This window comes from Stenotrophomonas sp. 62841_Sma (assembly GCF_056482945.1).
In genome coordinates, this window is sequence record NZ_CM151224.1 from 631,942 (window position 1) to 644,935 (window position 12,994).

Annotated in this window: 5 protein-coding genes; all 5 read left to right on the top strand. The window is 68.1% G+C overall.

The annotated features are described in order from the left end of the window. Positions 1 to 203: 203 nt before the first annotated feature. The 5 genes from ACZK5G_RS02850 (at position 204) to gspG (ending at position 12,992) form a co-directional block, all read left to right on the top strand. Positions 204 to 7,382 (top strand): ESPR-type extended signal peptide-containing protein, encoded by a 7,179-nt coding sequence (locus tag ACZK5G_RS02850; protein ID WP_478465276.1) that lies wholly within the window; start codon positions 204 to 206, stop codon positions 7,380 to 7,382. Positions 7,383 to 7,539: 157 nt separating this feature from the next. Then, the gene (locus tag ACZK5G_RS02855; RefSeq protein ID WP_121504852.1) at positions 7,540 to 9,393 is read left to right on the top strand and encodes a S8 family peptidase; all 1,854 of its coding nucleotides are present in this window, start codon (positions 7,540 to 7,542) and stop codon (positions 9,391 to 9,393) included. 136 nt (positions 9,394 to 9,529) lie between these two features. Further along, on the top strand, positions 9,530 to 11,254 hold the full coding sequence (gene gspE, locus ACZK5G_RS02860) for a type II secretion system ATPase GspE (RefSeq protein ID WP_478465278.1): 1,725 nt from the start codon (positions 9,530 to 9,532) through the stop codon (positions 11,252 to 11,254). Positions 11,255 to 11,278: 24 nt separating this feature from the next. Beyond that, positions 11,279 to 12,499: a type II secretion system protein XpsF gene (xpsF, locus tag ACZK5G_RS02865; protein WP_032130133.1), complete on the top strand. Its 1,221-nt coding sequence runs from the start codon at positions 11,279 to 11,281 to the stop codon at positions 12,497 to 12,499. Between the two features lie 49 nt (positions 12,500 to 12,548). After that, entirely contained in the window at positions 12,549 to 12,992 is a 444-nt protein-coding gene (gene gspG / locus ACZK5G_RS02870) for a type II secretion system major pseudopilin GspG (RefSeq protein ID WP_004142831.1), read from the top strand. Positions 12,993 to 12,994: the final 2 nt, after the last annotated feature.

Sequence of the window (12,994 nt, forward strand, 5' to 3'; positions counted from 1 at the left end):
GCCGTTAACACTTGAACCCCGTTTCAGAATCATTCATTTCGCAGTAACCGCTTGGCGCACGCGCTCTGTTTTCTGTCGCTGCGCGCCGTTCGGCAATACCCCGCAGTAAATCACGCGAATAAACGCCCCCAGGGGACGTTGGGCCGGAAAGCCCAGCGGTGGCGTTGCTTTGCCCAAAACCAGTCCAATCAGGAGCCGTACCGATGAATCGGATTTATCGCAAGGTCTGGAACAAAGCATTGGGTCAGTTGGTGGTGGCCTCGGAACTGGCCTCCTCCGACAGCGGCGGCGGGGTCGTCGACCAGCGCCGCGATGCAACGCAGGCTGCGCCCGCAAGGTTGGCGATGGCACTGGGCCTGGTATTGGGATTGGGCATGAGCGGTATCGCCGCAGCACAGTCGGTGCAGATCGGCGGCAGCGCCACCTGCGTGGCATTCAGCGGCAAGCTGCTCGAAAAGTGCCTGATCGAAGGCTCGGCCACGGCCAAGGGCAGCAACGCGGTGGCGATCGGCAGCAACAGCAGTGCAAGTGCGGCCAACAGCGTAGCGCTGGGCGCCGGCTCCAAGGCCACGCGTGCCAACACGGTATCCGTGGGTGATACCGGCAAGGAACGGCAGATCACCAATGTTGCCGCAGGCAGCCAGGCCACCGATGCGGTGAACAAGGCGCAGCTGGACGCGCAGGCGCGCGCCACGCAGGCCGCGCTGGCCGACGTTGCCGCAGATGGCAACCGTTATTTCAAGGCCGATGGCGCAGGCGATGACAGCGACGCGGCGAAGATCGACGGGCAGGGCGCAGTCGCGGCCGGTGCCGGCGCACAGTCGCTGGCCAATGCCACCACTGCCATCGGTACCCAGGCCATTGCCGCGGGCCTGGGCGCAAGCGCGTTCGGCCAGGGCGCCTTGGCAATCGGCGATGCCAGCGTGGTGGTCGGGCAGAGCGCTGCGGCCTTCGGTCTCGGCGACACCGCGGTTGGCGCAAGCGCGACCGCCGCCAGCGAGAACGGCGCGGCCACCGCGCTGGGTGCGCTGTCCGAAGCGACTGCCGATGGCGCCACCGCTGTTGGCGGCGGTGCCGTGGCGATGGGCCCGGGCAGCACCGCGCTGGGCCGCGGCGCTACCGCCGCCAACGAAGCATCGATCGCGGTGGGTGCGTTCAGCACCGCCGTCGGTGAATACAGCACCGCGCTGGGTTCGAATTCCGCGGCGGTGGCCACCGGCAGCGTGGCGCTCGGCGCGGGCTCGCTGGCCGACCGCGTCGATACCGTGTCCGTTGGTGCCGCCGAATACGGGCTGACCCGGCAGATCACCAGCGTGGCCGCAGGCACCGAAGACAACGATGCAGTCAATGTCGGTCAGCTGAAGGACGTCGCCGCCGTGGCCGATGCTACCGCCAAGCGCTTCCAGGCCAATGGCAGCAGCAACAGCGATGCCGGTGCACTGGCCGAGGGCGACGAGGCGCTGGCGGCCGGCGAGGCCGCCAATGCCATCGGCAACGGCACCACTGCAGTCGGTGCCGGCGCCACCGCCGTCGCGCAGAACGCCACCGCCGTTGGCAACAACGCGCTGGCCTCGGGCCAGAACAGTGCCGCGTTCGGCAACAACGCGCAGGCCAACGGTCCGGGCAGCGTTGCCGTGGGTGGCGCTGCGGTGGATGCCGACGGCAACCCGCTGATCACCAGCGGCGGCGTGCCGGTGGAAACCGGCGCAACCAGCGCAGGCGTCGGCGGCACTGCGGTCGGCGCCAGTGCCGAAGCCAGTGGTTTTGCGGCGTCGTCCTACGGCGTCGGCGCCTATGCGGCCGGTGCGCAGGCGTCGGCCTTCGGCGCCGTGGCCAATGCCATCGGCGATTATTCCACCGCGCTGGGTACGCAGAGCAACGCGACGGGCACCAGCAGCGTCGCCATCGGTGGTCCGGCTGACCTGATCCCCGGCCTGGGCTTCTTCGTGCAGACCCAGGCCAGTGGCGAAGCCGCCACCGCCGTCGGTGCCGGTGCCATCGCCAGTGGCGACCGTGCCGTGGCCAACGGCAGCCTCAGCGAAGCCTCCGGCGCCGAAGCGACCGCGGTCGGCTACTTCGCCTATGCACCGGGCGAGAACGCCAGTGCCCTCGGCGCGCAGACCTGGGCGAGCGGTGCGCAGAGCACGGCCGTGGGTTACTACGCCACCGCACGCGGCGCGAACAGTGTGGCACTCGGCGCGAATTCCGAAGCGGTGCGCGCCAACAGCGTGGCCGTCGGCAGCGCCGGCAACGAGCGGCAGATCACCAGCGTCGCTGCGGGCAGCGAAGCCACCGATGCGGTGAACAAGGCCCAGCTCGACGCCGTGGCCAGCACTGCCGACACCACCGCGCGTTTCTTCCAGGCACAGCCGGAGGCGGGCAGTGATGCTGGCGCACTGGCTGATGGCGAAGGCTCCATCGCTGTGGGTTCGTCGAGCAATGCGATCGGCGCCGGCGCCATCGCGCAGGGTGCTGCCGCGTCGGCCATCGGCGATGACAGCGTGGCCGTGGGCCGCAACAGCGCGGCCACCGGTAATGGCGGTGTCGCCATCGGTGGCCTCGGCCAGGCCTACGACGAGTTCAACCAGCCGATCATCGGTGCCGATGGCACGGCGCAGCAGGTGGGCACCACCGCTGTTGCCGATGCCACGGCGGTGGGCAGTGGCGCGCAGGCCACCGGGGCTGCCAGCAGCGCCTTCGGCAACGCTGCCAAGGCCAGTGGTGACAACAGCTTCGCCGCAGGCGGCAAGTCGCGCGCCACCGGCAGCTATGCAGTCGCGGTCGGCGACAGCGCGTTCGCCAGCAGCGATGACAGCACCGCAGTAGGTGGTTACAGCTGGGCGACTGCCAGTGGCGCAGCAGCATTCGGTTCGGGTGCATGGGCCACCGCCACCAATGCCTCGGCGTTCGGTAATGCGGCGTGGGCCAGTGGCAGCGGCGCCACGTCCATCGGCTACAACAGCTGGGCCAACGGCGCCAGTTCCACGGCGGTCGGCCGCGGTGCCTTCGGCTATGGCGACAACAGCGTGGCACTGGGCTTCCAGGCGCTGGGCAACAGCATCAACAGCATCGCCATCGGTACCAACACGGTGGCCGGTGGTGAAAGTGCGATCGCGCTGGGCGCTGGCAGCAACGCCAGCGGCAGCAACGCTGTCGCGCTCGGTGCCGGTTCGGTTGCCAGCCGTGCACGCACGGTATCGGTGGGCAGTGCCGGCAACGAACGCCAGGTCACCAACGTCGCTGCTGGTACGCAGGCCACCGATGCGGTGAACAAGGCGCAGCTGGATGCGGTGGCGACCACGGCCACCATCACCAGCCGCTTCTTCCAGGCCAGCGGCAACGGCGACGACGTAGCCGGTGCACTGGTGGAGGGTGACAACGCACTGGCGGCCGGTGATGCTGCCAACGCCATCGGCAATGGCGCTACCGCACTGGGCAGCGGCGCCAACGCGCTGGCCAGCAACGCACAGGCGCTGGGCTTCAATGCGTTGGCAACCGCCGCCAACGCCAGCGCTGTCGGTGCCAACGCACAGGCCACGGGCGAGTACGCCACTGCGCATGGCGCGGAAAGCGAAGCCAGCGGCGAACAGAGCGCGGCGTTCGGTGCGGCCAGCATCGCCAGCGGTGCCGGGAGCACTGCCAATGGCGTGCTGTCCGAAGCGTCCGGCGAAGAGGCCGTGGCCGTGGGCTACTTCAGCAATGCCAGCGGCGACGCGGCCACCGCTGTCGGTAGCGAGAGCGTAGCCAGTGGTACGGCGTCGGCAGCCTTCGGTATCGGTGCCGAAGCCAGCGGCGGTTACAGCACCGCCATCGGTGGCTATGCACAGGCCTCGGCCTTCAATGCCACCGCGTTCGGCAACTTCGCCAATGCATCCGGTTCCAACAGTGTGGCAGTGGGTGGCGATTCGGAAGCTTCCGGTGCCTACAGCACCGCCACCGGCCAGGGCAGCCTGGCCACCGGCACCAACAGCGTCGCCGTGGGTGGTTCGTTGTTCGGCGTGCTGGCCACCGAGGCCTCGGGCAACTACTCCACCGCGGTGGGTGGTGGTGCCTGGTCGGGCGGCATCAACAGCACCGCGCTGGGCAATGCCGCCGAATCGCGCGGTGCCAACAGCGTGGCGTTGGGTGCCGATTCGATCGCGGATCGCGACAACACCGTATCGGTGGGCGGCGGTGGCAACACCCGCCAGATCACCAATGTGGCCGATGGCACGCAGGGCAATGATGCGGTCAACAAGAACCAGCTCGACGCCGTAGCCGCGGCAGCGGAAAAGACCAGCAGGCAGTTCCAGGCCAGTGGCAATGCCGATGGTGAAACCGGCGCGCTGGTGGAGGGCGACAACGCGTTGGCGGCCGGTGACGCGGCCAACGCGATCGGCAACGGTGCCACTGCACTCGGCAGCGGTGCCAATGCGCTGGCCGCCAACGCCACCGCCGTGGGCATCGATGCATTGGCCACCGGCAACAACGCGGCTGCCCTGGGCAGCAACGCACAGGCCACCGGCGAGGACAGCCTGTCCCTGGGCAGTGGTGCCAGCGCCAGCGAGGTCGGTGCAAGCGCGGTGGGTGCGCGTGCGCAGGCCAGCGGCGCCTACAGCACGGCCACAGGTACAGAAGCCAACGCCAGCGGCGGACAGGCGCTCGCCAGCGGTTTCCGCAGCGCGGCTTCGGCTGATGGCACCACCGCAGTGGGTGGCTACGCCGAAGCCAGCGGTCGCCTCGGTACCGCATTGGGCTACGGCTCGGCAGCCAGCGGTGCCAACACCACTGCAGTCGGCTTCGGTGCTGCTGCGGCCGGTACCGGTGCCGTTGCAGTGGGTCAGTCCAGCGAGGCCAGCGGCGAGGAGAGCGTGGCCATCGGCGGCAGCACCTTCTTCGGCCTGATCCCGTCGCGTGCCAGTGGGACCGGTGCGGCGGCGTTCGGCGCCGGTGCATGGGCCACCGAAGACTACGCGACCGCGATTGGCTGGAACTCGTGGGCGGCAGGCAGCAGCGCCACCGCGCTGGGTGCCAACGCCACCGCCAATGGCAGCAACAGCGTCGCGCTCGGCGCCGGCTCCAAGGCTGACCGTGACAACACCGTGGCCGTCGGCAAGGCTGGCGGTGAGCGTCAGGTGACCCACGTCGCGGCCGGCACCGAAGCCACCGATGCGGTGAACAAGGGCCAGTTGGATGCGGTCGCCAGCGTCGCCGACAAGACCAGCCGGCAGTTCCAGGCCAGCGGCAATGCTGATGGCGAAGCCGGCGCACTGGTCGACGGCGACAACGCACTGGCTGCCGGCAATGCGGCCAACGCCATCGGCAATGGCGCCACCGCGCTGGGCAGTGGTGCCAATGCCATGGCCGCCAACGCCACAGCGGTGGGCTTCGATGCGCTCGCCACCGGCAACAATGCGGCCGCACTCGGCAACGCGGCCCAGGCGGGTGGTGTCGACAGCGTGGCCGTGGGCAGCGGCGCCAGCGCCAGCGAACTCGGCGCCAGCGCTACCGGCGCCGGCGCCCAGGCCAAGGGCGCTTACAGCACGGCCAGCGGCGCGCAGGCCATTGCCAGCGGTACCCAGTCGCAGGCCAGTGGTTTCCGCGCCAATGCCTCGGCCGATGGGGCTTCGGCGCTGGGCAGCTATGCCGAAGCCAGCGGCCGCCTCGGTACTGCGGTCGGTTACGGCAGCAAGGCCACTGGTTTGAATGCCACCGCGGTGGGTGTCAGTGCCACCGCTTCGGCTGCGGGCAGTGTCGCACTGGGTGGAGGCTCGGTGGCCGATCGTGCCAATACCGTGTCCGTCGGCAGTGCCGTCAACAACCGGCAGGTCACCAATGTCGCCAACGGTACCGAAATCAATGACGCAGTGAATCGCGGGCAGCTGGACGCAGTTGCGTTCACTGCCAACACCACCAACCGATACTTCCGCGCCAACGGCACGGGAACCGCGAACGCCATCGGTACCGATTCGGTAGCGATGGGCTCGGTGGCCAATGCGGCTGGCGCACGCAGCATCGCGCTGGGTGCCAATGCCACGGTGTCTGCCTCCGGCGCGCTGGCCGTTGGCGCCGGCGCGGGTGCGGTCGGCGTGAACTCGGTTGCACTCGGTGCTGGATCGCGTGCGCTGGATGCCAATGTTGTGTCGGTAGGCAGTGGCAACCCCACTGATGGTCCCGCCACGCGCCGCATCGTCAACGTGGCAGATGGCCGCATTGCCGCCGGCAGCAGCGATGCCATCACCGGTTCGCAGCTCAACGTCACCAACCAGCGGGTGGGCGCGGTGGAAACCCGCGTGGGCGATTTTGATTCTCGTATCGCCACCGTTGAAACCACTGCGGCCAGCGCCGTCGGCTATGACGACGCCAGCCGTGATCGTCTGACCCTGTCCGGCTTCCAGGGCACCACCATCGACAACGTCGGTGCCGGCAGCATTGCGGCTGGCAGCCGCCAGGCGATCAATGGCGGCCAGCTGTTCCAGTCGCTCAGTGATGCCGCCAGCTTCCTCGGTGGTGGTGCCAGCGTCGGCATGCAGGGTGTGTTCGTGGCGCCGAACTATGTGATCCAGGGTGCCACCTACAGCAACGTCGGCGATGCGCTGGGCGCGCTGGACCGCAAGGTCAGCGAGATCGACCGCCGCACCGCCGGTGGCTCACGTACCGGAACCGCCAGCCTGCGCGCGATGAGTACCTCGCTGGATGAAAGCCCGTTGGCCAGCGTTAACGACGCACCGGCAACGGCCGATGCGGCAACCGCCAGCACCGCGCGGGTGCAGGGTACGCCGACGGCCGCTGCGGCGGGTGCTGGCATTCCGGTGGGCACCCCGGCGAGTGGTGTCAATGCCGTTGCCATGGGCGATGGCGCCGTCGCCAGTGGCGCCTCATCCACGGCCATCGGCCAGGGTGCCAATGCCACCGCTGCGAACGCCGTGGCGCTGGGCCAGGGCTCGGTTGCCGATCGTGCCAACACGGTCTCGGTGGGCAGTGAAGGCAACGAGCGCCAGGTCACCAATGTGGCGGCGGGTACCACGGCCACCGATGCGGTCAACAAGGGCCAGCTCGACCGTGGCATGGCCACAGCCAACAGCTACACCGACAGCCGCGTCCAGGCCGTCGCCGACAGCTTCGATGTGTTCAAGGGCGAGATCGACGGACGCCTGCGCCACATGGATCGCCGCATCGACCGCCAGGGTGCGATGAGCGCGGCGATGCTCAACATGGCCACCAGTGCCGCCGGTATCCGCACCCAGAACCGAGTCGGCGTCGGCATTGGTTTCCAGGGCGGCGAGTCGGCGTTGTCGCTGGGCTACCAGCGTGCGATCAGCGATCGCGCCACGGTGACCTTCGGCGGTGCTTTCAGCAGCGACGACAGCTCGGTTGGCGTCGGTGCCGGCTTCGGCTGGTAAGCCACTCCATCGCGCCGGCGGCCACCCACGCCGGCGCAGCACCTGCAGTGAGGGCCTGGGGGGAGGTCACGGCAATCCCGGCTGGGCCGGCCGGGAGTCGTCAAGGAATGATGGCCGCAGTGTTGGTTCGATCCATGACCCAGAAGAGGAATTCGACGTGATCAAGAAGCAGAACCTTCGCATCAATGTGCTTGCCGCTGCCGTGCTGTCGATGACGGCCGTCGGTGCCGTCCACGCCGCCGGCCTGCCGACCCGCGAACCGGTGCGCCAGGCCAGCACCGCCCAGCCGGGCGCCGAGCGCATCATCGTCAAGTACCGGGCCGGCGCTGCCGCCGCCACCGACCGCTCGGCGAAGCTGTCCACCGTGCAGTCGGCGCTGACCCGGGCCAGCCTCTCCGGCGGTACCTCACGTGCCAGTACCCTCGGCCCGCAGGTGGTACGCAAGCTCGCTACTGGTGCGGACCTGATCCGCGTGCAGGGCCGCCTGGCCCCAGCCGAACTGCAGCGTGTGCTGAAGGAACTGAAGGCTGACCCGTCGGTGCAGTACGCCGAAGCCGACGTCAAGCTGCGCCGCACCGAACTGCGTGCAGGCAACGTACAGCCGGCGCTGGTGCCGAACGATCCCTTCTACCAGCAGAACCAGTGGCACCTGCACAACGCCGTCGGCGGCATCAACGCACCGGCGGCATGGGATGTCTCGCAGGGTGAGGGCATCGTGGTGGCGGTGATCGATACCGGCATCCTGCCGCAGCATCCGGACCTGGTCGGCAATCTGCTGGAGGGTTACGACTTCATCAGCGATGCGGAGACCTCGCGGCGCCCGACCAACGATCGTGTGCCGGGTGCGCAGGACTACGGTGACTGGGTCGAGAACGACAACGAGTGCTATGACGGCTCGCTGGCAGAGGACAGTTCCTGGCACGGCACCCACGTCGCTGGCACCGTGGCCGAGCAGACCAACAACGGCGTCGGCATGGCCGGTGTCGCCTACAAGGCCAAGGTGCTGCCGGTGCGCGTGCTGGGCAAGTGCGGCGGCTACCTGTCCGACATCGCCGACGCGGTGGTCTGGGCATCGGGTGGCACGGTGACCGGCATCCCGGCCAACACCAACCCGGCCGAGATCATCAACATGAGCCTGGGCGGCAGCGGCGCCTGCGGCAGCACCTACCAGGACGCCATCAACGGCGCCATCTCGCGCGGTACCACGGTGGTGGTGGCGGCCGGCAATGAGACCGACAACGCGTCCAAGTACCGTCCGGCCAGCTGCGAAGGCGTGGTGACCGTGGGTGCCACGCGCATCACCGGTGGCATCACCTACTACTCAAACTATGGCACCCGCGTGGACCTGTCCGGTCCGGGTGGCGGCGGCAGTGTCGACGGCAACCCGGGTGGCTACATCTGGCAGACCGGCTCCAATGCGGCCACCACGCCGGAATCGGGCACGCCGGGCTACATGGGCATGGGCGGTACCTCGATGGCCTCGCCGCATGTGGCCGCCGTTGCTGCACTGGTGCAGAGCGCACTGATCGCCAAGGGCAAGGATCCGCTGACTCCGGCGGCCATGCGCACCCTGCTGAAGGAAACCGCGCGTCCGTTCCCGGTCGCCATCCCGGCGGCCACCCCGATCGGTACCGGCATCCTCGATGCCAAGGCTGCGCTGGCCAAGGCACTGGAAGAACCGTGCACCGAGAACTGCGGGCCGGTGGCCACGCCGCTGACCAACAAGGCCGCCGTCGGTGGCCTGTCCGGTGCGGCCGGCAGCAGCAAGCTCTACAGCTTCGAAGCGGCTGCTGGCAAGCAGTTCAGCGTGATCACCTACGGTGGCACCGGCAACGTTTCGGTCTACGTGGCTGAAGGCCGTGAGCCCAGTGCCAGCGACAACGACGCCAAGTCGACCCGTCCGGGCACCTCCGAGACGGTGCGGGTGACCAAGCCGGTGGCGGCCACCTACTACATCAAGGTGGTGGGTGAAGCGGCCTACAACGGGGTGAGCATTCTCGCCACGCAGTAAGCTTGAACTGTCGTAGTTGAATGGCCGAAGCCCGTCATCCCATGTGACGGGCTTCGTCTTTTTACGAAAGGTGGCGCAGGGGCGGCGGAAATCATGGCTTAACTGTTAAAGTCGAGCCGATTGACAGGAGAGTCATGTGAACGCGCTTGCTGCTACCGCCGCTGCCGACGACGCTGAAGGCCGCATCCTGGATGCGCTGCTGGCGCGCGGCCGGCTGAAGGAAGGCGATCTGGCACGTGCGCGGCCGCTGCACGCAGAGGCCGGCGGCAGCCTGCTGGGCCTGCTGGTGCGGCTGGGGCTGGTCTCCGAGCGTGACCAGGCCCAGGCCAGCGCCGAAGTGCTGGGGCTGCCGCTGCTGGAAGGCAAACAGCTGTCGGAAGCACCGCCACAAGGGCTGGCGGAAGGCTTGCCGTTGTCGCTGCGCTTCCTCAAGCAGTTCCATGTCTGCCCGCTCGCGCTGGATGAACAGGGGGTCCGGCTGTGGCTGGCCGATGCCCATGATCCTTATCCGCAGCAGGCCGTGCAGCTGGCACTGGGTGTGCCGGTGACACCGGTGCTGGGCATGCGCGCAGAAATTTATGACCTGGTCGAACGCTGGTTCGGCCAGGGCCGCAGCGCGATGGGCGCGATCGTCGAAACCGCCGATGGCGAGGGCGGTGCGGTCGATGATATCGAGCATCTGCGTGACCTCGCCTCGGAAGCGCCGGTGATCCGCCTGGTCAACCTGGTGATCCAGCGTGCAGTGGAACTGCGCGCTTCGGACATCCATGTCGAACCGTTCGAAAGCCGGTTGAAGGTCCGTTACCGCGTCGATGGCGTGCTGGTGGAAGGCGAAAGCCCGCCGGCCAACCTCACTGCTGCGGTGATCAGCCGCATCAAGATCATGGCCCGGCTCAACATCGCCGAGCGCCGCCTGCCGCAGGACGGCCGCATCATGCTGCGCGTGCAGGGCAAGGAGCTGGACCTGCGCGTGAGCACGGTGCCGACCGCGCACGGCGAAAGCGTGGTGATGCGATTGCTGGACCGCGAAACGGTGGTGTTCGATTTCCATCGTCTCGGTTTCACTGACGCCTTCCTGCCGCAGTTCCGCAAGGTGCTGGAACAGCCGCACGGCATCCTGCTGGTGACCGGCCCGACCGGTTCAGGCAAGACCACCACGCTGTACACCGCGCTGAGCCAGCTGAACACTGCCGACGTCAAGATCATCACGGTCGAAGACCCGGTGGAATACCAGATCGAAGGCATCAACCAGATCCAGGCCAAGCCGCAGATCGGCCTCGACTTCGCCAACGCCCTGCGCAGCATCGTGCGCCAGGACCCGGACATCATCATGATCGGCGAAATGCGCGACCTGGAAACCGCGCGCATCGCGATCCAGTCGGCGCTGACCGGCCACCTGGTGCTGTCCACCCTGCATACCAACAACGCAGCCGGCGGCATCACCCGCCTGCTCGACATGGGCGTGGAAGACTACCTGCTTACCTCCACCATCAACGGCATCCTGGCCCAGCGCCTGGTGCGTCGGCTGGAGCCGACCCATGCCGAGCGCTATGAAGCCTCGCCGGAGGAGATCGAACGCTTCGAGCTGCGCCGCCTGCAGCCGGAAGGACCGATCCACCTGTATCGCCCGAAGCCTTCCGCGCTGGCGCCGACCGGTTACCTCGGCCGGACCACCATCATGGAATTCCTGGTGATGAACGACGCGCTGCGGCGCGCGGTGATGCGCCGCGACGGCATGGGCGAGATCGAACGCATTGCCCGCGAAGCCGGCATGCGCACGATGTACGAAGATGGCCTGTCCAAGGCCCTCAGTGGTCAGACGACCATCGAGGAAGTCCTGCGTGTCACCGAGGAAAGCTGATGCGCGCAGGACGCCGGGGCTGACATGCCGACCTACCGTTACAAGGCACTGAATCCGCACGGCGAGATCTTCGACGGGCAGATGGAAGCGGCAAGCGAGGCCGAGCTGGTCGCGCGCCTGCAGGACCAGGGCCATCTGCCGATGGAGACCCAGCTGGCAGATGGCGGTGCGATCGGTGGCAGTACCTGGCGCAACCTGTTCCGCCAACGGCCGCTGCAGGGCGCTGCATTGCTGCAGTTCACCCAGCAGCTGGCGACACTGCTCGGTGCAGGCCAGCCGCTGGATCGCGCGCTGTCGATCCTGCTCGGGTTGCCCGAAGACGAACGCTCGCGCCGCGCGATCACCGACATCCGCGATGTGGTGCGCGGTGGCGCGCCGCTGTCGACCGCACTGGAGCGCCAGCATGGGTTGTTCTCGCGCCTGTACGTGAACATGGTGCGGGCCGGTGAAGCCGGCGGCAGCCTGCACGAAACCCTGCAGCGCCTGGCCGACTACCTCGAACGCAGCCGCGCGTTGCAGGGCAAGGTGATCAACGCGCTGGTGTACCCGGCCATCCTGCTGGTGGTGGTGGGTGGCGCGCTGCTGTTCCTGCTCGGCTACGTGGTGCCGCAGTTCGCGCAGATGTACGAAAGCCTGGATGTGGCGCTGCCGTGGTTCACCAACGCGGTGCTGCAGCTGGGTCTGTTCGTGCGCGACTGGTGGGTGTTGCTGCTGGTGGTGCCAGGGATACTCGCGCTGTTCTTCGAACGCAAGGCGCGGCAACCAGCCTTCCGGCTGGCGCTGGATGGCTGGCTGCTGCAGCGTCGCGGCATCGGCCGCCTGCTCGGCGAACTGGAAACCGCGCGGCTGGCCCGCACGCTGGGCACGCTGCTGCGCAATGGCGTGCCGCTGCTGGGTGCCTTGGGCATCGCCCGCAACGTGCTGGGCAACCGCGCGCTGGCCGCCGATGTGGAAGCCGCCGCGGATGAAGTGAAAAATGGTACCGGCCTGTCGCTGGCGCTGTCGCGCGGCAAGCGTTTCCCGCGCCTGGCGCTGCAGATGATCCAGGTCGGCGAGGAATCCGGTGCACTCGATACCATGCTGCTGAAAGCGGCCGATACCTTCGAACAGGACAGCGCCCGGCGCATCGACCGCCTGCTGGCGGCGATGGTGCCGGCGATCACCCTGGTGCTGGCCTCGGTGGTCGGTGCGGTGATCGTTGCCGTGCTGGTGCCGCTGTACGACCTGACCAATGCCATCGGTTGACGATGGATCCCTACGCAACCCCGACACTCCGCAACTGAAAGGACCGACCATGATTGCTTCCCGTCGACCGATCCGCCTTTCCTTCACCGCCGCGCGCAACCAGTCGGGCATGAGCCTGCTGGAAATCATCATCGTCATCGTGCTGATCGGTGCGGTGCTGACCCTGGTCGCCAGCCGCGTGCTGGGCGGCGCCGATCGCGGCAAGGCCAACATCGCCAAGGCGCAGGTGCAGACCGTTGCGTCCAAGGTCGACAATTACCAGATCGATACCGGCAAGCTGCCCGGCTCGCTCAACGATCTGGTGACCGCACCGGCGGGTGTCGGTGGCTGGCTGGGGCCGTATGCCAAGCCGGCTGACCTGAACGACCCGTGGGGCCACGCGCTGGAGTACCGTGCGCCGGGCGAAGGCCAGCCGTACGAGCTGATCAGCCTCGGCAAGGATGGCAAGGCCGGCGGCAGCAGCGTCGATGCCGACATCCGCTACCAGCCGTAATC